Below are 22,890 nucleotides of genomic sequence, written 5' to 3'. Positions count from 1 at the left end.
GTGCAAACCCGCCGAGAGCTGATGCTCACCCGACGCCGCACAGTTGATCTGTGCCGCCTCGGCGGTTGTTGCTGCCTGTGCATCTAGCCGGTCGGCCCTTCGCACCCTTCTGCCGCCGACCGGTTTTTCCACCGTCTGAGTGATCTCGTAGATCCCCTCGTGATCTGCCGCACCTTTTGACAGCCGAAACCTGATCACAGCGCAGGAGTATCCGATGTCGGAGCACACCTCTATCACCGATTCCCAAACACCCCAACGCATTCCGGCCGGCCACGTGGATGTTCGCGGCCCCCGCTTCTCGGCCTGGATCACGACCGCCGTACTCGTGCTGGTCCTGATCGCCGCCGCCTTCTCCACCCCGCTCGCCGCCGTGCTGATCGGCCTGCAGACCATCGTGTTCGCGCTCGGTGCGTTGTACGGTCCACGGCGCAGCCCGTACGGATGGCTCTATGCCACCTTCGTGGCCCCGCGCATCGGCCCGCCCGCCGAAACCGAACCGGCGGCGCCCGTGCGGTTCGCGCAGCTGGTCGGATTCGTCTTCGCCGCGATCAGCTTCCTGGGCTTCGCCTTCGGCAGCGGCGTGACCGGGACGATCTTCGCCGCCTTCGCCCTGTTCGCGGCGTTCCTGAACGCGGCCTTCGGCATCTGCCTGGGCTGCAAGATCTACCCCCTCGCCCAGCGGTTGCTCCCGAAGTCCCCGGCCCCCACCAACTCTCCCTCCTAGCCCGGCAGTTCACATCTCGAAAGGAACAACATGGCTCGCTCCGACGTCCTGGTCTCCGCAGACTGGGTCGAAGAGAACCTCAACACCCCCGGCGTCGCGATCGTCGAGGTCGACGAGGACACCTCCGCCTACGACACGGGCCATATCGAGGGCGCCGTGAAGCTCGACTGGAAGCAGGATCTGCAGGACTCGGTGCGGCGCGACTTCGTCAACCGCGAGCAGTTCTCGGATCTGCTGTCGGCGCGCGGTATCGCCAACAACGACACCGTGGTCCTCTACGGCGGTAACAACAACTGGTTCGCCGCGTACGCGTACTGGTACTTCAAGCTGTACGGCCACCAGAACGTCAAGCTGCTCGACGGCGGCCGCAAGAAGTGGGAGCTCGACGGCCGCCCGCTGTCGAAGGATGCGGTGCACCGCGAGGCCACCACCTACAAGGCCGGCGATCAGGATCTGACCATCCGCGCCTTCCGCGACGAGGTCATCGATGCCATCGGCACCAAGAACCTGGTCGACGTGCGCTCGCCCGACGAGTTCTCCGGCAAGATCCTCGCCCCGGCCCATCTGCCGCAGGAGCAGAGCCAGCGTCCCGGCCACATCCCCAGCGCGATCAACGTGCCGTGGAGCAAGGCCGCGAACGAGGACGGCACCTTCAAGTCCGACGCGGATCTCGCGACGCTCTACAAGGAAGCCGGGCTGAACGGCGAGAAGGAGACCATCGCCTACTGCCGGATCGGCGAGCGCTCCTCGCACACCTGGTTCGTGCTGCGCGAGCTGCTGGGCCATCAGAACGTCAAGAACTACGACGGGAGCTGGACCGAGTACGGCTCCCTCGTCGGTGCACCGATCGAGTTGGGAGCGTAATCACATGTGCGCAGCACCTACCCAGGGCCAGACCCTGCCCGCCAATGTGGACGTGGAGAAGGAGACCGTGCTGACCGGTCGCGTGCTCGACGGCGAGGGCAACCCCGTCGGCGGCGCGTTCGTCCGGCTGCTGGACTCCAGTGACGAGTTCACCGCCGAGGTCGTCGCCTCGGGCACCGGTGATTTCCGCTTCTTCGCCGCTCCGGGCGATTGGACCATCCGCGCGCTGTCGTCGGCCGGTAACGGCTCGGCGCAGGTGAAGCCGGAGGGCGCGGGCATCCACGCCATCGATGTCACGGTGGCGAAGTAGTGCGACCGCACTGAGACGTCGCGCGTCACGGACCGAAACGGCCCCGGGAAAGGACATCCCGGGGCCGTTTCGATGAAGTGGACCCGGTTTCGTTAGACTTCGATACGTGGTCCTTGCCTTCGAGATTCTGCTGGTTCTCGTCTCCGTGCTGATCGCCTGGTTCGGTCTGTACGTCCTCTATCGGCTGTTCACCGAGTCGTGACCGACGCGGACAACCAGCACGCAGAGAGCGCGACGGCGAACGGGACGGCTCATCAGTCGAGCGGTCGCCGCGAGAGCGATACGAGTGGCGATGGCGCGCGCCGCAGCGGCGACCAGGCGGTCGCCGAGGCATCCGAGCGCGCGAAATCCACTGGCGCCCGCAACATTCCACAGTTGCCCGATCTGCCGCTGCCGGAGGACACCGCCAATCTCCGCCTGGGCCCGGATCTGAGTTCCTCCATGCTCGCCCTGCTGCCGCTGGTCGGCGTGTGGCGCGGTGAGGGCGAGGGTAACGACGCCGAGCGCGGCGACTATCACTTCGGCCAGCAGCTCATCGTCTCCCACGACGGCGGCGACTATCTGTCCTGGGAATCGCGTTCCTGGATCATCGATTCCGAGGGCGGTTACGGCGGGCCGGACCTGCGCGAGACGGGTTTCTGGCGGGTCGGCATCGACGGCGACGACGAGGTGATCGAGCTGCTGCTCACGCACAGCTCCGGCATCGTCGAACTGTTCTACGGCCAGGCCCTGACCCAATCCTCGTGGGAGCTGGCCACCGATGTGGTGATCCGCAGCCAGTCCGGCGCGGTCGTGGGCGGCGCCAAGCGCCTCTACGGCATCATCGACGGCGGCGACCTCGGCTACGTCGAGGAGCGTGTGGAGGCCGACGGCGCCCTGAAGCCGCGCCTGTCGGCCCGGTTGCAGCGCTACATCGGCTGACGCGCCCCGATCCCTTCGAGTTCGACATCCACTTCGAAGGGGTCGGTCAGATACAGCCGATCGTGGAAGATGCCCGTGCCCGTATAGCGATTCGCGTTCGGATCCAGCTGGAAGGTATGCACGACGGCATCGGCGCCATTGCTTTCGACGCGCCAGTAGTGCGGAATTCGCGCCTTGGCGTATTTGGCCGGTTTGGTCTCGCGGTCGCGCTCCTCGGAGTCCGGCGATACCGCCTCGACGACGATCAGCACGTCCTCGGCGAAGTAGTACGACGAGGGCTCGTCACGTTCGTACGCCTCCTCGGTCACGACCACCACATCCGGCACCGGCATCTGCCGATCGCCGAGCCGCACGGCCATCTCCCAATCGGCCCGAAACTCCTCGGGCGCCTGCCGATCGAGCTCCTCCTCGAGCAACATCACCACCCGACTGTGCCACTTACTTTGCGGCGCAACGAAAATCAGGCTGCCATCGATCAATTCGGTCCGCTTGGGCAACCCCGTCAACCGCAGAAAATGCTCCACGGTAAACCCACCAACAGGAGGAATCAACCACTGCGGCACCGCCAGAGTCGTCATGCCCCCGACTCTATCCCGAACCCCACCCCCACCTGGGGGCCACTTGAAAAACGCACCCCATGATTTCGCAAGAACATGGGTAACTCACCGGGAACGCCCAAAACTCACAACCCTCCCAACGCAGGCCCTGTGACCAACCCCCATGGCACCCAACTGGTACGGCCAAAATCGCGGAGAGGCGGACGAGTACGACCCCCGAGCTGATTGCGGAGGCCAAGTCCTCACGCAATTCCGGTCGGACTCACCGGAGCTCGGGGGTCGGGTGGCTGCCTGGGATTAGCTCAACGCTCGCGCGAACGATAATCCGTCAGCAGCGGTGGCGCTAGCTGACAGCCACCTCACGTGTCCTCGAATTACTCATTCTCCGAACCACCTCCTTTCCCGTGTACAGACGAATTTAGTCGGCCGACCGACTGTCGGCAACGGAATTTCTCGCCGGGCGAACGGCCTGTTCAGAGCGGGTTTTCCGGATCGCGGCGCGGCCGGAGGCGTCGATGTCGACGATCGTGTCCGCGCGATGGTCCGGCGGCAGCCGATGGGTGACGACCACGACCGTGCGGTCCGGGGCGATCAGCCCGCTGTCCACGTCGAGCAGGGCGCGCAACAGATCGGCTCCGGCCGCGTCCTCGAGATGTTCGGTGGGTTCGTCGAGCAGCAACACCTCGGCCGGGGAGATCAGCGCGCGGGCCAGCAGGATGCGGCGGCGCTGACCTCCGGACACCGCGGCGGCGCCGCCGATCAGATCGGTGTGCACGCCCTCGGGTGCACCGTCGAGCCATTCACCCAAACCGACCGTGCGCAGGGCCTTTTCGGCCTCCGCGGCGGTGAGTTCCGGCCGGGCGACGCGCAGATTCTCCAGCACCGTGGTGCCGAACAGATGCGCGTCCTCGGCGAAGAAGGTGGCACCCGGGCGTGCGGTGTCGAACAGTCCGGCCCAGGCCATCAGCGCGGTGGTCTTCCCCGCTCCGCTCGGTCCGATCACCGCGATGCGGCGTCCGGCGGGCAGTTCGGGCAGTGCGCGGCGGCGGTGCCAGGGATCGGCCCCCGCGTCACGCCGCAGCGCCTCGATCCGATGCAGTGCCGCACGGCCTTTCGTGAGCGCCTGCGCGGCGGCGGGCAGCACCGCGACGGCCTCGAATGCCGACAGTGGCAGTAGGACGAGCACGGCCAGCGCCATCGGAGTGGTACCGCCCGGCGCGGCGGGCTGCGGCGCGGCGGCGGGTGCGCCGGAACCGTTGCCGTACAACAGGATTCCAATGAGCAGGGCGCCGAGCACGCTGACGCCGATGGCCAGCGGCGTCGCGGCGGCCGACCAGGCACTGTGCGAGGCGGCGCGATCCTCGGCCGCGACCGCGCGACGCCCGGCCGAGGTGGCCGTGGCCAGCGCGCCGTCGAGTCGTCCGGCGACCCGCAGTTCGGCGGCGTGATCGAGGACGGTCACCGCGGCCGCGGTGAATTCGGCCCGGTCCGCGCGCACCGCCAGCTCGGCCTCCCGCGCCGCCCGCGCGGACAGCCAGGGTGCGAACACCCCCGCGAGAGCCAATGCCAGGGCGAGTACGACCGCGGCCGCCATCGAGATCGTGGCCAGCAGCCCGATCGCCGCCACCGCCAGTACCGCCGCCACCGCGATCGGCATCAGCGCCCGCACCACCACGGCCCCGAGATCGTCGATATCGCTCCCGATCCGAGTCAACAGATCCCCCCGCCGCAACCGCGTGGAATCCGTTGCTCCCCTGGGCCTTCCGGTCCAGATATCCGCCGCCGCCAACGATGCGTAGACCGTCTCCCGCGCGGTAGTCATGGCCCGCAACGCCACATCATGCGTGGCCAGCCGCTCCACATACCGAAACACCCCCCGCGAAATCCCCAGTGCCCGAACAGCCACCACCGCCACACTCAAATCCAGCACCGGCGGCATCTGCCAGGCCCGCGCGATCAACCACGCCGCCAACGCGGCCAGCCCGAGCCCACTCCCCAGTGCGACCACACCCCACAGCACCGACAACAGCACCCGCCGCGGCGACAACTCGAGCAGGCTCCACATCCGCCGGAGATCCCCGGCCACGCCGCGAGGATGCGTCATCGGGAGGCCGCCTGCAGTGGGTTCTGTTGGGCGGGTTCGGGTTCGGGTGGGAAGGCTTCGGAGTGGACGGGGATTATGTGGTCGGCTATGGACAGGAGGGTGGGGCGGTGGGCCACGATGATGATCGTGGTACCGGCTCGAGCTCGGGTGGTCAGGGCCTCGAGGACCGTGGCTTCGGTGGTGTCGTCGAGGTGGGCGGTGGGCTCGTCCAGTAGGAGGATGGGGCGGTCGGTGGCCAGGACTCGGGTGAGGGCCAGGCGTTGGCGTTGTCCGAGGGACAGGCCCAGGCCGCCGGGGCCTATCGGGGTGTTCCAGCCGTCGGGGAGGTCGGCCAGAACAGTGTCGAATCCCGTGGCGGCGCAGACTGATTCGAGGTCGGATGTGATTCGGGGCCGGGTGCCGAAGAGTTCGAGGTTTTCGCGGAGGGTGCCGGGCAGGAGGACCGGGCGCTGTGGGAGCCAGGCCAGGCGGCTCCACCACCACTCGGGATCGAGATCGGGGACGGGTATGCCGTCGACGGTCACCGTGCCGTGTTCGGGTGTCGCGAGCCCCAGGATCGCCTGCAGAGCAGTCGATTTCCCGCATCCGTTCGGGCCGGTGAGCATCGTGATCCGGCCGGGGCGCAGCGCGGCGGACAGGTCCGCCGGAGCCAGGCCGTCGCGCGCGGCCACACCGAGATCGCGAATCTCGATATGCCCCTGGAAGTTCGGTATCCGGCGGCTCCCAGTGACCGGCTCGGCGCGTTCGCGGTCCGGCTCCAGAACCGCGAAAGCCTTATCCGCGGCGGCCATTCCGTCCTGGGCGGCATGGAACCGCTCCCCTACCGCCCGCAGCGGCAGATACACCTCCGGCGCCAGGATCAGACCCACCAGCCCGGCATACAGCTCCATATGACCGAATACCAGCCGCATACCGATCGACACCGCCACCAGGGCCACGCACAGCGTCGCCAGCAGCTCGAGCACCATCGAGGACAGGAACGCCACCCGCAGCGCGGCCATCGTCCGCCGATGCAGCGAATCACCCAGCGCCCGAACGCGATCGCGCATGGTCGGCCCGGATTCGGTCTCGCGTCCCAGCGCCCGCAGGGTCGGCATCCCGGCGAACAGATCCAGCAGCTGATCCGACAGCCGCGCGGTGGCCGACAGGGTCGCGGCCGCCCGCCCCTGCGTCATCAGCCCGATCAATACCATGAACACCGGAATCAGCGGCAGCGTGACGAGCACGATCACTCCGGCCGTCGGATCGTGCAGTGCGATGACCGCCAGTACGATCGGCGGCACCAGCGCCGCGAGCAGCAGGGCGGGCAGATAGCCGGTCAGATACGCCCGCAGTCCACCGAGACCGCTGCCCACCACAACCGCCAACTCGGCACGCCGCGAATCGAGTTCGCGCGGCGCCAGCCCGGCGCCGGCGGCCAGCACCGCACCTTCCAGCTCCGCCACCACCCGCGCACCGGCGCGATGCGCGAGCCGGGCCTGCCACCAGGTGGCCACGCACCGGACCGCCACCGCGATCGCCAGCACCGCCAGCGCCACGGCCCACGAACCGATCGTGCGCCGCTCCGGGTCGGTGATCACCCCGGCCAGCACCCGAGCCAGCGCGAGCGCCGCGACCACGATGCAGCCCGTGATCACCAGCGACAGCGCGACACTCAGCACGAGATACCGGCGGGCCGAACGGGCGTACCGCCACAGACGCGGGTCGATCGGGCGGGCCATGATCAGTTCCGGACCGGCTCCGTCGACCGGAACGGCAGTCCGATCGGCGCGGGAATCTGATCGACGGTGATGCGCTGCCGGAACACCCAGTACGTCCAGCCCTGATAGAGCACCACCAGCGGCGTCATCACCGCCGCCACCCAGCTCATCACCACCATGGTGTAGTGCGTGGAAGAGGCGCTGACGGTGGCGTGCCCGTCCACCACGCGCCCGTCGATCGTGAGCCCGTAGGCCGCATCGATGGTCGAGGGCAGCACATACGGGAACAGCGCACCGAACAGCAACGCCACCGCGGCGATCACGGTCAGCGCGGTACCGGTGAACGCCCATCCGTCACGACCGCGATACACCGCGAGGGCGGCCATGGCGAGCCCGAACACCGCCAGCGCCAACAGCATCCACGTCCAGCCCTTGCCGTGGGCGAGCTGGGTCCAGATCCCGAATCCCGCCACCACGACCGCGGTCGGGATCAGTAGCCATCTGGCGATCCGCTCGGCGCTGTCGCGGACCTCACCGCCGGTCTTGAGGCCGATGAACACCGCCCCGTGCAGCGCGAACAACAGCGTCATCGCCGCCGCGCCCAGCAGCGCGTAGGGCGTCAGCAGATCCAGCAGATTGCCGCCGATCTGCTTGCGCTCGTTCATCTTCACCCCGTGCACCATGGCGGCGAAGGCCAGGCCCCACGCGAGCGCGGGCACCCACGACCCGAAGCCGATCGCCGCATCGCACCAGCGCCGCCAGCGCGGATCGTTGATCTTGCCGCGGTATTCGATGGCCACGGCCCGCACGATCAGTGCGACCAGAATCAGCAACAACGCCAGATAGAACCCGGAGAACAGGCTCGCGTACCACTCCGGGAACGCCGCGAACATCGCCCCTGCGCCGGTGATCAACCACACCTCGTTACCGTCCCAGACCGGCCCGATGGTGTTGAGCACGGCGCGTTTTCGGGTCTCGTCGCCGCGGCCGATGATCGGCATCAACATGCCGACACCGAAGTCGAAGCCCTCCAACAGGAAGTAGCCGGTGAACAACACCCCGATCAGGACGAACCAGAATTCCGGCAGACTCATCCTCGCACTCCCTCAGTAGGCGAACGAAAGTTTTTCGACAGCAACGGTTTCCGAATCCGACGCCGCATGCGACGCCTCCTCCGGACCCGCGATCACATAGCGGCGCATGAGGTAGAACCACACGATCGCCAGCGTCCCGTACAGCAATGCGAAGACGATCAGCGAGAACAACACCTGCCCCGCGGTATTACCGGATACGCCCTGCTGCACCGTCATTCGGATATTCGGATCACCGGTCGGATTGGGCGCGACCACCCACGGCTGCCGACCCATCTCGGTGAACACCCAGCCCGCGCTGTTACCCAGGAACGGCGTCGGGAGTACCAGCAGGCTCAGCCACGAGAACCACCGCGCCCCCGGCACCCGGCCGCGCCGGGTCACCCAGAAGCCGGCCAGGGCGATCAGCGCCGAGCCGACCGCCCAGGTGATCATGGCCCGGAAGGTCCAGTAGGTGACGAACAGATTGGGCCGATAGTCGCCGACGCCGTAGCGCTCGTTGTAGGCGGCCTGCAGATCCTTGACGCCCGCCAGCTTCACATCACTGAACTTGCCCTCGGCCAGATACGACAGCACGCCCGGCACCTCGAGCACATGCGTCACGCTGTCGCAGTTGTTGTGCGTGCCGACAGTCAGCACCGAGAACTTCGGATCGACCTGGGTGTGGCACAGCGATTCCGCCGAGGCCATCTTCATCGGCTGCTGCTTGAACATCAGCTTGCCCTGCACGTCACCGGTCAGCGCCAGCGCGATACCCGACACCACGATCACCCACATGCCCATCCGCCCGGCCGGCCGCCAGATCGTGCGGGCGAGATCGACATTCCCGCGCCGCACCTCCCGGACCATCCACCAGCCCGCGATCCCGGCCACGAATGTGCCCGCGGTGAGGAAGGATCCGGCGACCACATGCGGAAAGGCCGCCAGCGCCGTGTTGTTCGACAGCAGCTGCCAGATGCTGGTCAGTTCGGCGCGATGGGTCTGCGGATTGAAGGTCGCGCCGACCGGATGCTGCATGAACGAATTGGCGGCGATGATGAAGTACGCCGAGGCGTTCACGCCGATGGCGACCATCCAGATCGTCGCCAGGTGAACGACTTTCGGCAACCGCGTCCAGCCGAAGATCCACAGCCCCAGGAATGTCGACTCCATGAAGAAGGCCACCAGACCCTCCATGGCCAGCGGCGCGCCGAATACGTCGCCGACGAATCGGGAGTATTCGCTCCAGTTCATGCCGAACTGGAATTCCTGCACGATGCCCGTCACCACGCCGAGGGCAAAGTTGATCATGAACAACTTGCCGAAGAACTTCGTCATCCGGTACCAGCGGTCGTTGCCAGTGATAACCCACGCGGTCTGCATGCCGGCGACCAGGGGTGCGAGACCGATGGTGAGCGGGACGAAGAGGAAGTGATAGACGGTGGTGATCCCGAACTGCCACCGCGAGACGTCGACGACGTTCATCCAGCCCTCCTGCCCTACTACGACATGTCGTAGTAAAGGCTACGCGGGATGGATCGCCGGACAACGAGTCTTACGTCACGACACTCCGGGACATTCGACGGTCACGTCCAGTCTGCGAGCTTCCACGGCCTGGCGATACCGCGCTCCACCAGTTCCGAGATCTCCTCGGCACCCTCGGGCGCGGACATGCGCAACCCGTCCAGCGAGGAGACCCGTGCGGCCAACGTCACGCTCGACAGCAGCCAAATACTCTCGGCGGTAATGAGATCCGCGGTGAAGAACGACTCGTAGCGACATTCCCACCCGGCCTTCTCGGCCTCGGCGAACAACGCGCGCTGGGTGATGCCGGGCAGCACGCCCTGGCGCGCGGGCGGTGTGATGAGTTGTTTATCGCGCTGGATCACCACGGTCGAGCGCGGACCCTCCAGGACGCGATGTTCGGTGCTGGTGAAGATGACATCGTCGGCGCCCATGCGCGCCGCGAAGCGCAGGGCCGCCATATTCGTGGCATAGGACAGGGTTTTCGCGCCGAACAGCAGCCAGGGCGCGTTCTGGGCGAGGTCGACCGAGACGCCGCGGGTCAGGGTGATCACCGAAACCCCTTCGGCGCGAGCCTTGCCCACCCGCTCGGCGACCGGCAGCACCAGCACGTAGGCACTGCCCTCGGCGTCATCGACGCCGTCGCGGCCGCGGGTCAGTATCAGGCGCAGCTGTCCCTCGCGCTCGGTGCCCCACTCCTTGGCCGCGGCCTCCACCGCGGTGCGCCATCGGCCCGGATCGGGTACGGGCAGCTCCAGTGCCTCGGCCGACCGCCGCAGCCGGGCCAGATGCAATTCGATCGCGCATGCCTTGCCGTCGCGTACCAAGACCGTTTCGAAGACGCCGTCGCCGCGCAGTACGCCGATGTCATCCGCAGTAATCAACGGCTCACCCGGATCCCGGACCACACCGTCGAGTGTCACCAGAACTCGATCCACCATGCGAGGAAGCCTAGGCGAATAGATCGCGCCGCGAGGGGGTACCGAACTCCCGGTATATAACCGTCCACCAAAACTTGAGATTCACATTCCTTGAAGCTGACCAATCATGATAATCATCAGGCATTAATCGTGATACACATCACATTCGGTCCGGTAATCGCCGCGAAGCAATCTCGTAGCAGCAGGGGTTCGGACACCGCACCCAACCGGGCACCGGGCAGAGGACCTATTGTTGAAGCGTGTCCGTGGTTCCTCCGTCCAGTCCGTTGTTGACCGTTGCGGGGGCCGTGGCGGGCCCGCCCGACACCCCCGACGCCGCCGTGGCCTGGCATTACGGTGACCCGTTCGCCGAGCAGAAGGCCGCGGCCGAGCGCGTGGCGTTGATCGATCGCTCGCATCGTTTCGTCGCATCGATCTCCGGCCGCGAGCGCCTGACCTGGTTGCACACCATCTCCAGCCAGCACATCGCCGCACTGGCCGACGGGCGATCGGCGGAGAATCTGGATCTGGATCTCAACGGTCGCGTACTGCATCACTTCGTGCTCACCGATCTGGACGGCACGCTCTGGATCGATACCGAGGGCGAGCGCGGTCCCGCGCTGCTGGAGTTTCTGCGGAAGATGGTCTTCTGGGCCGATGCCAAGCCGCAGGCCGAGCCCGACCACGCCGTGCTGAGCCTGCTCGGCCCGCGGGTGCGCGAACTGCGCGCGGCGCTCGGGATCGAGGATCTGCCCGAGGTGTACGCCGCGACGCCGCTGCCCGGCGGCGGCTTCCTGCGCCGGATGCCTTGGCCCACCGACGATTCCTACGATCTGGTGATCCCGCGGGCGGAGCTCGCGGCGTGGTGGTCGCGCCTGACCGCGGCCGGAGCCGAACCCGCCGGGCTGTGGGCCTTCGAGGCGCTGCGGGTGGCGGCCCTGCGCCCGCGCATCGGCGTCGACACCGACGACCGGACCATCCCGCACGAGGCCCGCTGGATCGGCGGGGTGACCGAATTCGGTGCGGTGCATCTGGACAAGGGCTGCTATCGCGGTCAGGAGACCGTTGCGCGCGTGCACAATCTGGGCAAACCGCCGCGGCAGCTGGTGCTGCTGCATCTGGACGGCTCCGCCGACGCCCGGCCGGTCACCGGCGATCCGGTCACCGCGGGCGGCCGCACGGTCGGCCGGGTCGGCACGATCGTGGACCATTTCGAATGGGGCCCCATCGCTTTGGCGCTGGTCAAGCGGACCATTCCCGCCGATACCGCACTCGAGGCGGGCCCGATGGCCGCATCGATCGATCCGGATTCGCTTCCCACCGACGATCAGCCCCAGGCGGGCCGCGTCGCGGTCGACAAGCTACGCGGCCGATGACCAGGCAGAGGGGAGCAACCGGCCGGGTGCTCGCGGTCTGCGTCCTGCATGCCGAACTCGAGCTGCCCTCGAACGTGAGCCGGGTGGGGCGCACGGCGATCGATAAACGTCCGATGCCGGACCGGGTACGGGCCCGGCCGCTCGGGCTGGACGGCGATCACGTGTGTAACACCAAGGACCACGGCGGAATTCACCAGGCCGTCTACGCCTATGCCGACGAGGATGCGCGCCGCTGGGGTGCGGAGCTGAATCGCGAGCTGCCGCCCGGCTGGTTCGGCGAGAATCTGCGCATCGCCGGCCTGCCCGTCAGCGATGCGGTGATCGGCGAGCGCTGGTCGATCGGCGACGCCCTGTTCGAGGTGAGCGCCCCGCGCGTGCCCTGCGCCACCTTCGGACATTGGAGCGGGGAACAGCGCTGGGTCAAGCGCTTCACGCTGCGGGCCGATACCGGCGCCTATCTGCGAGTACTGACCGAGGGCAGCGTCGGCGCGGGCGACGAGGTCCGGGTCGAGCACCTCCCCGGCCACGGCGTGACCGTGCGCGAGGTGTTCCTCGGCGCGGATCCGGATCGGCTGCGCCTGCTGCTGGCCGCCGAACCCTCCGTCTCCGACGATATTCGCAGGCAGGTGGACCGGCATATGCGCCGGCAACAGGAAAGGGATCAGGTGATCGAGGCGAGCGGGGCGCAGGCATGAGTGTGGATCTGGTGGAAGTGGTGCGGTCCGGATTCCGCGAATGCGTGCATCGGGGCTCGGTGGTCGTCCTCGATTCCGACGGCGAACCCGCGCTCGTGCTCGGCGAGGTGCATCTGCCGATCTTCCCGCGCTCGACCAATAAGCCGATGCAGGCGATCGCGCTGCTGCGCAACGGTTTCGAGCCGGTCGACGACGCCGAGCTGGCGATCTCGACGGCCTCGCATTTCGGCGAACCCGATCACGTCGCGCTGGTGGCACGCCTGCTGGACCGGTTCGGCCATACCGAGGACCAGCTCGAATGCCCGCCCGACCTGCCGGTCGACGAGCGGGCCCGCGCCGAGGCGCTGGCCGGTAAGGATCGCGCGACGGCCGCCCGCCGGATCTATATGAATTGCTCGGGCAAACACGCGGCCATGCTCGCCACCTGCGCGATCAACGGCTGGCCGACCGAGGGATATCTGGATGCGGCGCATCCGCTGCAGCGGGCGGTGACCGCGACCATCGTCGAGATCACCGGCGAACCGGAGACCGATCTGGGCATCGACGGCTGCGGCCTGCCGATCGTGCCGGTGTCGCTGGTGAATCTGGCCCGCGCCTATGCGAGCTTCGCCACGGCCGAACCCGGCTCCCCCGAACGCCGGGTGGCCGATGCGATTCGGGCCCATCCGCGAGTGATTTCGGGCACGGATGCCCCGGACCTGCTGACCATGGGCGCGACGCCGGGCCTGGTCTGCAAGATCGGCGCCGACGGCGTGCACGTCGGTGCGCTGCCGGACGGACGGGCCTTCGCCTACAAGATCGATGACGGGCACGATCGCGCGCGAATGCCCCTGACCCAGGCGATTCTCCAGCGGATGGGAATCGAATGGACCGACGTACACACGGAATTGGCGGCACCCGCGGTACTCGGCGGCGGCGCCAGAGTGGGTGTGATCCGGGCGATTCCGGGCGTGCTCTGAGCTCCGCGTCCCAGAGGCGACAACCGGGCAAACTCGGCTAGTTCCGGAGTCAACCCCCACTCCTGGAAGCGCGACCGCCGGACACACGCTAAAGTGTCTGTCAGGAAGAGTATTAATTCGAACGGGGCCGCCAAACCACCCCAGGCCGCCCCGCAGTGACGCGAGGGGGTCAGCCATGGGCCGTGGCCGGGCTAAGGCAAAGCAGACCAAGGTCGCCCGCGAGCTCAAGTACAGCTCGCCGTCGACCGACTTCGCGAGCCTTCAGCGCGAGCTGTCGGGACACTCGCACGATTTGTTGTCGGGTCATTCCCGCGACACGTCGCAACGGAGTGACGTCCTTTCCGACGAGCACGACGCGGATGACGCGCCGTCGCGCTGGGAAGAAGACGACAAGTACGACGACTGGCGCCGCTGACTCGGATCGACGTGCGAAAGGGGAGGCCGGAGGAGGCCTCCCCTTTCGCACGTCGATACATCATCCGGTCCCTGCCGTCGGCAGTTCCGCTCTCCGACTGAAGGTTCGCCGCACACCGATCCGACTCACCTCGGATATCGGTGTGCCAGCCGTATCACCATCGTTCCAAAACCATGCCCGGACATCGGGTTTGGCGGATCGGAACGAGTAGAAACGACAAACGCCTCCGACGTACAGGCCAAACCTGCCGCGCCGGAGGCGAAGTCGTCTTCATGCCGCTCAAAAACGCGGGTGTTCACCCAGCAGCACGACGCGATCGGCGTCGGCGTCCTTGGCCTTCTTCACCGTGCCCAGCGTCCAGCAGGCGATGTGCCGGGCGGTCAGCACGGCCAGGGCGCGGTCGGCGTCCTCCGGGGCGACCACGGCGACCATGCCGACGCCCATGTTGAAGGTCTTCTCCATCTCGACCCGCTCCACGCGGCCGCGCTGGGCGATCATCTTGAATACCGGCGCGGGGTTCCAGGTGCCGCGGTCGAGTTCGGCGACCAGGCCGGCGGGCAGCACGCGGGCCAGGTTGTTGGCCAGTCCGCCGCCGGTGACATGGGCGAAGGTCCGCACATCGGTCTCGGCGACCAGGGCCAGGCAGTCCTTGGCGTAGATGCGGGTGGGCTCGAGCAGCTCCTCACCGAGCGTGCGGCCGAACTCCTCGACATGACCGGACAACGACATACGGTCGATCTCCAGCAACACCTTTCGCGCCAGGCTGTAGCCATTGGAGTGCAGGCCCGAGGAGCCCATGGCGATCACGACGTCGCCCGGACGCACCCGATCGGGCCCGAGTACGGCATCGGCCTCGACGACGCCCACACCGGTCGCGGAGATGTCGTAATCGTCGTTGCCCATCAGCCCGGGATGTTCGGCCGTCTCGCCGCCGAGCAGCGCGCAGCCCGCCTGCACACAGCCCTCGGCGATGCCGGAGACGATCTGGGCGACGCGCTCGGGCACGACCTTGCCCACGGCGATGTAGTCCTGCAGGAACAGCGGTTCGGCGCCGCAGACCACCAGATCGTCGACGACCATGGCGACCAGGTCCAGGCCGACCGTATCGTGCTTGTCCATCGCCTGCGCGACAGCGATCTTGGTGCCGACGCCGTCGGTCGAGGCGGCCAATAGCGGCTCGCGATAACCACCCTTGAGTGCGAACAATCCGGCGAAACCGCCGAGGCCGCCCTGCACCTCGGGCCGGCTGGCCTTGCGCGCCAGGGGCGCGAACAGCTCGACCGCGCGGTCGCCGGCCTCGATATCCACGCCGGCGGCGGCGTACGAGGCGCCACCCACCGGGCTGTCCACACTCGGGGTCTGCTCAGTCATTTTCGGGGAAAGCTCCAAACCGAATCGGCGGATAGATGCCTGATCACGCTACCGGAGAGGGATAACGAGACTGCACCGGTATGGGCTGTTCTTTAGCTGGACCTTCACTTCGGGTGGGGATCGATGTCGAGCCCCGGCGACAGATCCACTCGCGGGATGATTGACATACATTCTGTATGTATGTGAGCCTGGAGTCGTCGTCCCGCTCTCTCGGAGGCAAATATGGGAATCAGCAGCGCACTCGGCCCGGCCGCGCAGGTGGATCTGCCCGGCGCCCGGATCAACTACCACGAGATCGGCTCCGGCGCACCGGTCATCTTCGTGCACGGATTGCTGGTCAACGCCGATCTGTGGCGCAAGGTGGTGCCCGAAGTGGCCGCGGCCGGACATCGCTGCATCACGCCGGATCTGCCCTTCGGCGCGCATTCGATTCCGGTGCCGGAGGCGGATCTGTCGCCGACGGGAGCCGCGGATCTGCTGGCCGCATTCCTGGATCGGCTCGATCTGCACGATGTGACCTTGGTCGCCAACGACACCGGCGGCGCGATCACGCAGATCATGTTGACCCGTAATCGTTCCCGGGTCGGCCGGGTGGTGCTGACCGACTGCGATGCCTACGACAAGTTCCTCCCGCAGCCGTTCACGCCGCTGCCCCGGCTGGCCGCGGTCCCCGGTCTGCTGCGAGTAATGCTGGAGCTGCTCCGGTTCCGCCCGGCGCAGCGGCTGCCGGTCGGTTTCGGCCTGGTGACCAAGCGTCCGGTGCCACCCGAGATCGCCGATTCCTATCTGCTGCCCAGTCGCAACTCCGCCGCCATTCGGGCCGATCTGGTGCGCTTCCTCCGCGGCGTGCACAAGCGGTACACCCTCGCCGCGGCCGAGCGGTTCCACACGCTGGAGTTGCCCGTGCTGCTGGTCTGGGCGCGGGAGGACAAGGCGTTCAAGGTGTCCTTCGCCGAGCGGCTGGTCCGCGATCTGCCCGATGCCACGCTGAAGGTGATCGACGATTCCTACACCTTCATCTCCGAGGACCAGCCGGAGTTGCTCACCGAGTTGATCGTGGAGTTCACTCGGCTACATGCCGCGCCGTAGTCAGGAGGATCGTTCCCGCACCACCCGTGCCGCGCTCGAGGAGGTCGGTCGCCGACTGTTCGCCGAGCGCGGCTACGTGCATGTCTCGGCCGAGGAGATCGTGACCGCGGCCGGGGTGACCCGCGGAGCGCTGCATCACCACTACGGCGATAAGCGCGGGCTGTTCCTGGCCGTGCTCGAACGGCTCGAGGGCGAGAACGCGGCCGAGATCACCCGTGCCCTCGCACAATTGCCCGATCCCGGGGATCTGCCCACCGCGATGGCGGTCGGCCTGGGCATCTTCCTCGAGCAGTGCCGCCGACCCGAAACCGTGCGTATCGCGATGTCGGATGCCCTCGCCGTACTCGGCTGGCAAGGCTGGCGCGAGCTGGAGCGCCGCTACGGGCTCGGCCTGATCACCGACATGCTGGACAGCGCGGAGCGCGCCGGACTGATCACCCCGGCGCCCGTCCATGTGCTGGCCCAGCTGATCCTCAGCGCGGTCACCGAGGCGGGCCTGATCATCGCCCACGCCGACGATCCCGAAACCGCCCGGCTGCAGGCCGAACAGAGCATGCTCCTGCTCATCAGCGGCATCCTGCGCCCGGCCTGACCAGGCGGCGAACACCCGGACGACGGCGTCCGGCACCGGCCGTCGAACCGAGTGTCCACCTGAAACCGGTTGTGCCGGGCACACCGGGAAGTTCGTTCGGGGCGAAATCCCCGGCGGCACAACCGGTCCCGCCCTCCGCCGCGGATGCGGCGGAGGCGCTTTCTACTCGGTGTGATCCGTGGCGAACAGCGCGGCCGTCGCCGCGCGCCGCCGTCGCTGCTCGACCGGATCGGGCACCGGGACCGCCGCCACGAGCCGCTGCGTGTACTCCTCGGCCGGATTACGCAGGATCTCGTCGCGGGTGCCCTGTTCGACCACGGAACCGTTGCGCAGCACCGCGATTCGATTCGCGAGCTGGTCGACCACGGCCAGGTCGTGACTGATGAACAGGCACGCCCAGCCGCATTCGCGCTGCAACTGCGCGAACAGCTCCAGCACTCGGGCCTGGACCGATACGTCCAGGGCACTGGTCGGCTCGTCGGCGATCAGCAGATCCGGTTCCAGGATCAGTGCCCGTGCCAGGCTCGCCCGCTGCCGCTGTCCGCCGGAAAGCTCATGCGGATAACGGTTCTCGGTGCCCGCGGGCAGCTGCACATCGTCGAGCAGATGTCGCACCCGCGTCCGCAGCGCCTCACCGTTGGCGGTGCGGTGCACCATGAGTGGTTCGGCCACGCACTGCCCCACGGTCAAGCGGGGATTGAGCGAGGTCGCCGGATCCTGGAATACGAAGCCCAGTCGCTTGCGCACCGGCCGCAGCTGCCGCTCCGACAGTCCGGTCAGCTCCTGGCCGTGCACTGTGATCACACCCGAGGTCGGCCGTTGCAGCCCGGCCACGCAGCGGCCGATCGTGGACTTGCCCGATCCGGATTCGCCGACCAGTCCGAGGGTTTCGCCGCGACCGATGGTCAGGCCGACCTCGTCGACCGCCCGGAAGGCCGGGCGGCCCAGCGCGCCGGGGAATTCCACCACCAGACCGGAGACCTCGAGCACGGTCTCGGCGGCGAGCCGCGGATCGGCGGGCGCCTCGTCGGCCGGGCGCTCGGCGACCGCCGAGATGCCCGTCTCCGGTTGCGGCCCGAGGGGAGACACCGGACCGTCGGTCGGGGTCAGTCCCGCACCCAGATGCGGGACCGCGGCCAGCAGGTCGCGGGTGTACTGCTCCTTCGGACTGCCGAAAAGCTCGTCCACCGTGGCGGTTTCGACGACCCGGCCCGCCTTCATCACGACCACGCGATCGGCGAGGTCGGCGACCACGCCCATGTTGTGGGTGATGAGCACGATGGCCGAGCCCAGCCGGTCGCGCAGATCCCGCAGCAGCTCCAGGATTTCGGCCTGCACCGTCACGTCCAGTGCCGTGGTCGGCTCGTCGGCGATGATCACCTTGGGCTCACACGAGATGGCGATGGCGATCATCACGCGCTGCTTCTGCCCGCCCGAGAGCTGATGCGGGTAGTAGTCGACACGATGCTCCGGATCGGGCAGCCCGACCATGCGCAGCAGCTCGATCGCCCGCGCCTTGGCCGCCTTACGGCTCATGCGGCTGTGCGCCCGCAGCGCCTCGGTGATCTGGAAGCCCACGGTGAACAGCGGATCCAGCGCCGAGCCCGGCTCCTGGAAGATCATCGAGATCTCCCCGCCGCGCAGCGCGGTCAGCTGCCGCTCCGACATCGAGGTGATCGTGTCGGTGCCGACGGTGACCAGACCCCGCACACGAGCGGTCTTGGGCAGCAGGCCCATCGCCGTGCGCGAGCTGACCGACTTACCCGAGCCGGATTCACCCACGATGGCCAGCACCTCGCCGGGGAAGACCTCGTAGGACACGTCCGAGACCGCGTCGACGGCCCCCGCATCGGTCGCGAAGGTCACCGAGAGCGACCGGATGGCCAGTGCCGAATCCTTCTGCACCACAACGGTTTCAGTCATCAGCGGCACCCTCTCCCGCGGCGGGCCCGGCGACCGCGCGCCGGGTCCGGAGCAACGGATTGAGCACCTCGTTGAGGCTCTCCCCGACCAGTGTCATGCCCAGCACCACCAAAACTATTGCCACACCGGGGAATATGCCGGTCCACCAGATCCCGTTCGACACATCGGCCAGCGCCTTGTTGAGGTCGTATCCCCACTCCGCGGCCTGGGTGGGCTCGATGCCGTAACCCAGGAAGCCCAGGGCCGCCAGGGTCAGGATCGCCTCCGAGCCGTTGAGGGTGATGATCACCGGCAGCGACTGGGTGACGTTGGGGAAGATGTGGCGGAACAGGATTCGCCCGATCGGCGCGCCCGTCACCCGCGCGGCGTCGACGTACGGTTCGGTCTTCACCGCGACCGTCGCATTGCGCACCACCCGGAAGTACTGCGGTACATAGATCACCGTGATGGCCACCGACGCCGACAGCACACCGCCGAAGCTCGACGACTGCCCGCCGGCCACCACGATCGACACCACGATCGCCAGCAGCAGCGTCGGGAACGCGTACATGGCGTCCATGAACAACACCAGCACCCGGTCCACCCAGCGCCCGACATAACCGGACACCAAACCCAAAGGCACGCCGACGAACAGTGACAGCACCAGCGATATCGCGATGACGACCAATGCGGTTCGCGCACCGTAGATCACCCGGGAGAACACATCCTCCCCGCGCACCGAGGTACCGAACCAGTGCTGCGCCGACGGCGCCTGCTGCCGCACGAAATCCACGCCGTGATCGGAGATCTGGGCGAAGCCGTACGGCGCGATCAGCGGTGCGAACACCGCGACGATCACGAACATGCCGATCAGCCCGAGACCCAGGATCAGCGTGGCCCGCTGCAGCCCCGAGGTCATCGTGAACAGTCGCAGACCCGGAATTCCCTTGCGCGGCACCGGCGGGACGAGCGCCGGCTCGGCCGCGATCATCTCGGATGCGGTCATCAGAACCTCACCCTCGGATCGATCAGCGCGACCAGCACGTCGACGAGGAAACTCATCACCGCGACGATCAGCGCCAGGAACGCCACGATCCCTTGTACCGCAACGAAATCGCGGGCCTGCAGATACTGCGCGAGCTGATAGCCCAGACCCTTCCATTCGAAGGTGATCTCGGTCAGCACCGCACCGCCCAGCATCATCGCGATCTGCATGCCCATCACGGTGACGATCGGAATCATGGCGTTGCGGAAGGCATGCCGGCCCACCACCACGCGCTCACTGAGCCCGCGGGCGCGGGCGGCGTCGACGAAATCGCTGCGCAGGGTCTGGATCAGATTGATTCGCACCAATCGCAGGAACACACCCGCGGTCAGCAGGCCGAGTGCGATCGCGGGCAGGATCGCGTGCCGGACCACATCCCACAGATATCCGCTGTCGCCGTAGAGGATCGCGTCGATCACCAGGATGTTGGTCTTCGGCGAGACGTGCTGCAGCGCCAGTTCCACATTGGTGCTCGCCCGTCCGGCCACCGGCAGCCAGCCCAGTTTGACCGCGAAGACCAACTTGAGCAGCAGGCCGACGAAGAACACCGGTGCGGCGTAGACCAGGATCGCGAACAGCCGCAGGCCCACATCGGCGGCCTTGTCCCGCCGCCGGGCCGCGTACCGGCCCAACGGAACTCCGACGATGAACGCGACGAGCAGCGCCCACACCACCAGCTCCAGCGTCGCGGCGCCGTAGTTGGTGATGATCTCGCTGATCGCCCGATTGTCCTGGGAGTGACCGAAATCCCCGCGCAACAGGCCGGAGATGTAGTCCCAGTACTGCGACAGGATCGGCCGGTTGAATCCGGCCGCCTCCTTACGCGCCTCGATCTGGTCCGGTGGGAGCCGCCCGCCCAGGGCGGCGCTGATCGGGTCGCCCACGACCCGCATCAGGAAGAACACGACCGTCACCAGGATCCAGGCCGTCGGCAGGATCAGCAGCAGTCGCACACCCAGATAGCGAGCCAGCACGCCGTAGCGAGACCGGCCGCGGCCCGGTGTTTTCGGAGCGGGAGCGGGGGCAGGGGGCTCCTGCTCCAAAGCGGTCGCCGTCACTTGCTCAGCACGCTGTAGCGGAACTTGGTCGACGGGTCGAGGGTGGATTCGACGCCCTGGACGCCCTTGGCCGCGACCGCGACCTGCTTACCGGACAACAGCGGCAGGATCGAGATGTGCTTGGCCGCCATATCCTGCTGGATCTGCTGGATGATCGCGATGCGCTTGTCCTTGTCGGGCTGGGTCACCTCGGCGGCCAGCTGGGCGGTGATAGCCGGATCGTCGAAGTGGTTCTGCAGGAAGTTGTTCGGGCCGAAGAACGGGCTCAGGTAGTCGTCCGGATCCGGATAGTCCGGGAACCAGCCCATTTGGTAGACCGGGTAGCCGTCGCGGGCGCGTTCCTTCTGGTAACTCACCCATTCGGTGGACTGCAGATTGATCTTGAACAGGCCGGTCGACTCGAGCTGATTCTTGATCGCCGCGTACTCCTCGGAGCTGGAGGAGCCGTAGTGGTCGGGGTTGTACTGCAGGTTGATCTGCACCGGGGTCTGCACACCCGCGTCGGAGAGGAACTTGGTCGCCTGCTCCTTGTTGGGCTTGGCGCCGTAGATATCCTTGAACGGCGTCGTCGCACCCGGCATGCCTTGCGGCACAGCCGAATACGCCGGCTGGTAACTGCCCTTGTACACCTCGCTGGACAGCGCGTCGCGATCGACGCTCGAGGCCACCGCCTTGCGGATCGCCAGCTTCTGGTCCGGGGTGTTGCCGGGCATGGTGTTCAGGTTGAACACGATGTAGCGCAGCTCGCCGCCGAGGCCCTCATGGATGGCGACCTTGCTGTCCTTGGCCAGCGACTCCATATCGGTCGGGCTCAGGCTGCGGTAGGCGACATCGATGTTGCCGTTCTGGATGTCGAGCTTGAGGTTATCGCTCGACGCGTAGTACTTGGCCGAGACGGTGCTGGTCTTCGGCTTGCCGAGGATGCCGGTATAGCCCGGATTCGCCTCGTACTGAACGAGTTTGTTCTTGTCGTAGCTGCTGATCGTGTAGGGGCCGGAGAACGGCTTGGCCTTCACGATGGCGCCGTCGTCCATGACCTTGTCGGCCGGGAAGACCTTCTCGTCGACGATCGGACCGGCCTGGGTGGCCAGGATCGCCGGGAAGGTCTGATCGTTGGCGGCCTTGAGGGTGAACGCCACCGTCGTATCGTTGACGGCGTCGGTCTTGTCCAGATTGCCCAACAGCGAGGCGGGGCCGTTCGGATCGTTGATCTTGAGCATCCGGTCGAACGAGAACTTGGCGCTCTGCGCGGTCAGCGGGTCACCGTTGGCGAACTTCAAACCCGGCTTAAGGGTGCAGGTGAAGACGATCGGCGTGGTGAACTCGCACTTGTCGGCCGCATCCGGCTTGGGGGTGGTCTCACCCGGCGCGAAGTTCAGCAGATGCTGATAGATCTGTGTCTCCGGCACATAGGAACCCTGATCGTAGGCGGCGGCCGGATCCAGGGAGAAGATCTTGTCGGTAGTGCCGATCACCAACCCGTTGTCGCCGCCGCTCCCGGTCCGGCCGGAGCCGCATCCCGCGAGCGACAGCAGGGCGAGGCTCGCAACCCCCACTGCCGCAAGGCCTCTGACTCGACCCGGCCGGGTCAACGACCCCTGTGTCGAAAACCGCATGACTGTCCCAACTTCTCGCATCGCGACACACCCACCCTGGCTGACAGGATGGGTGCGGCCGCGTGAACCACTTATGGC

Annotated in this window: 21 protein-coding genes; 10 read left to right on the top strand and 11 right to left on the bottom strand. The window is 67.2% G+C overall.

Features of this window, described 5'->3' with window-relative positions:
* Positions 1-214: 214 nt before the first annotated feature.
* The 4 genes from ACIA76_RS24025 (at position 215) to ACIA76_RS24010 (ending at position 2,819) form a co-directional block, all read left to right on the top strand.
* Positions 215-724 carry a DUF4395 domain-containing protein gene (locus ACIA76_RS24025; RefSeq protein ID WP_397154253.1) on the top strand — a complete coding sequence of 170 codons (510 nt, stop codon included), beginning with the start codon at positions 215-217 and terminating at the stop codon, positions 722-724.
* Between the two features lie 30 nt (positions 725-754).
* Positions 755-1,588 (top strand): sulfurtransferase, encoded by an 834-nt coding sequence (locus tag ACIA76_RS24020; RefSeq protein WP_397154251.1) that lies wholly within the window; start codon positions 755-757, stop codon positions 1,586-1,588.
* A gap of 4 nt (positions 1,589-1,592) precedes the next feature.
* Positions 1,593-1,898 (top strand): DUF1416 domain-containing protein, encoded by a 306-nt coding sequence (locus ACIA76_RS24015; protein WP_397154248.1) that lies wholly within the window; start codon positions 1,593-1,595, stop codon positions 1,896-1,898.
* Positions 1,899-2,096: 198 nt separating this feature from the next.
* Complete coding sequence (locus ACIA76_RS24010; protein WP_397154245.1) at positions 2,097-2,819, top strand: FABP family protein; 723 nt, start codon at positions 2,097-2,099, stop codon at positions 2,817-2,819.
* On the opposite strand, the gene ACIA76_RS24005 is transcribed toward ACIA76_RS24010, so the two are convergent.
* From ACIA76_RS24005 to ACIA76_RS23980, 6 genes are all read right to left on the bottom strand, one after another.
* Entirely contained in the window at positions 2,807-3,397 is a 591-nt protein-coding gene (locus ACIA76_RS24005; RefSeq protein ID WP_397154243.1) for a Uma2 family endonuclease, read from the bottom strand. The genes ACIA76_RS24010 and ACIA76_RS24005 overlap by 13 nt on opposite strands.
* Before the next feature lie 397 nt (positions 3,398-3,794).
* Positions 3,795-5,480: an ATP-binding cassette domain-containing protein gene (locus ACIA76_RS24000; protein WP_397154240.1), complete on the bottom strand. Its 1,686-nt coding sequence runs from the start codon at positions 5,478-5,480 to the stop codon at positions 3,795-3,797.
* The gene (gene cydD / locus ACIA76_RS23995; protein ID WP_397154238.1) at positions 5,477-7,201 is read right to left on the bottom strand and encodes a thiol reductant ABC exporter subunit CydD; all 1,725 of its coding nucleotides are present in this window, start codon (positions 7,199-7,201) and stop codon (positions 5,477-5,479) included. Before cydD ends, ACIA76_RS24000 begins: the two co-directional genes overlap by 4 nt.
* Before the next feature lie 2 nt (positions 7,202-7,203).
* Positions 7,204-8,274, bottom strand: coding sequence for a cytochrome d ubiquinol oxidase subunit II (gene cydB / locus ACIA76_RS23990; RefSeq protein ID WP_397154235.1), 1,071 nt, complete (start codon positions 8,272-8,274; stop codon positions 7,204-7,206).
* A gap of 12 nt (positions 8,275-8,286) precedes the next feature.
* Complete coding sequence (locus ACIA76_RS23985; protein WP_397154233.1) at positions 8,287-9,735, bottom strand: cytochrome ubiquinol oxidase subunit I; 1,449 nt, start codon at positions 9,733-9,735, stop codon at positions 8,287-8,289.
* Between the two features lie 101 nt (positions 9,736-9,836).
* A complete protein-coding gene (locus ACIA76_RS23980; protein WP_397154230.1) occupies positions 9,837-10,715 on the bottom strand; it encodes an aminodeoxychorismate lyase in 879 nt (292 codons plus the stop codon).
* A 239-nt stretch (positions 10,716-10,954) separates the two neighbouring features.
* On the opposite strand from ACIA76_RS23980, the gene ACIA76_RS23975 reads away from it, so the two are divergent.
* The 4 genes from ACIA76_RS23975 (at position 10,955) to ACIA76_RS23960 (ending at position 14,139) form a co-directional block, all read left to right on the top strand.
* Positions 10,955-12,070, top strand: a complete 1,116-nt coding sequence (locus tag ACIA76_RS23975) for a YgfZ/GcvT domain-containing protein (RefSeq protein ID WP_397154228.1) — start codon at positions 10,955-10,957, stop codon at positions 12,068-12,070.
* Positions 12,067-12,765, top strand: a complete 699-nt coding sequence (locus ACIA76_RS23970; RefSeq protein WP_397154226.1) for an MOSC domain-containing protein — start codon at positions 12,067-12,069, stop codon at positions 12,763-12,765. Before ACIA76_RS23975 ends, ACIA76_RS23970 begins: the two co-directional genes overlap by 4 nt.
* Positions 12,762-13,724, top strand: a complete 963-nt coding sequence (locus ACIA76_RS23965) for an asparaginase (RefSeq protein WP_397154223.1) — start codon at positions 12,762-12,764, stop codon at positions 13,722-13,724. Before ACIA76_RS23970 ends, ACIA76_RS23965 begins: the two co-directional genes overlap by 4 nt.
* Before the next feature lie 175 nt (positions 13,725-13,899).
* Positions 13,900-14,139, top strand: coding sequence for a DUF3073 domain-containing protein (locus ACIA76_RS23960; protein ID WP_397154221.1), 240 nt, complete (start codon positions 13,900-13,902; stop codon positions 14,137-14,139).
* A gap of 279 nt (positions 14,140-14,418) precedes the next feature.
* Here ACIA76_RS23960 and purM read toward each other — a convergent pair whose 3' ends face one another.
* Entirely contained in the window at positions 14,419-15,510 is a 1,092-nt protein-coding gene (gene purM, locus ACIA76_RS23955; protein WP_397154218.1) for a phosphoribosylformylglycinamidine cyclo-ligase, read from the bottom strand.
* 222 nt (positions 15,511-15,732) lie between these two features.
* Here purM and ACIA76_RS23950 point away from each other — a divergent pair, with 222 nt between their 5' ends.
* Both ACIA76_RS23950 and ACIA76_RS23945 read left to right on the top strand, forming a co-directional pair.
* Positions 15,733-16,599: an alpha/beta fold hydrolase gene (locus tag ACIA76_RS23950; protein WP_397154216.1), complete on the top strand. Its 867-nt coding sequence runs from the start codon at positions 15,733-15,735 to the stop codon at positions 16,597-16,599.
* Positions 16,586-17,191: a TetR/AcrR family transcriptional regulator gene (locus tag ACIA76_RS23945; protein WP_397154214.1), complete on the top strand. Its 606-nt coding sequence runs from the start codon at positions 16,586-16,588 to the stop codon at positions 17,189-17,191. The genes ACIA76_RS23950 and ACIA76_RS23945 overlap by 14 nt, the downstream gene beginning before the upstream one ends.
* Positions 17,192-17,353: 162 nt before the next feature.
* On the opposite strand, the gene ACIA76_RS23940 is transcribed toward ACIA76_RS23945, so the two are convergent.
* The 4 genes from ACIA76_RS23940 to ACIA76_RS23925 form a co-directional block, all read right to left on the bottom strand.
* Complete coding sequence (locus ACIA76_RS23940) at positions 17,354-19,114, bottom strand: ABC transporter ATP-binding protein (RefSeq protein ID WP_397154212.1); 1,761 nt, start codon at positions 19,112-19,114, stop codon at positions 17,354-17,356.
* On the bottom strand, positions 19,107-20,012 hold the full coding sequence (locus ACIA76_RS23935; RefSeq protein ID WP_397154523.1) for an ABC transporter permease: 906 nt from the start codon (positions 20,010-20,012) through the stop codon (positions 19,107-19,109). Before ACIA76_RS23935 ends, ACIA76_RS23940 begins: the two co-directional genes overlap by 8 nt.
* 86 nt (positions 20,013-20,098) lie before the next feature.
* A complete protein-coding gene (locus ACIA76_RS23930) occupies positions 20,099-21,112 on the bottom strand; it encodes an ABC transporter permease (RefSeq protein ID WP_397154521.1) in 1,014 nt (337 codons plus the stop codon).
* Between the two features lie 80 nt (positions 21,113-21,192).
* Positions 21,193-22,812, bottom strand: coding sequence for an ABC transporter substrate-binding protein (locus ACIA76_RS23925; protein ID WP_397154210.1), 1,620 nt, complete (start codon positions 22,810-22,812; stop codon positions 21,193-21,195).
* Positions 22,813-22,890 lie beyond the last annotated feature (78 nt).

This window comes from Nocardia sp. NPDC051570, assembly GCF_044454005.1.
Lineage (GTDB): Bacteria > Actinomycetota > Actinomycetes > Mycobacteriales > Mycobacteriaceae > Nocardia.
Note: the sequence above shows the minus strand (reverse complement) of the source record. Positions and strands in the feature narration are given on the sequence as shown.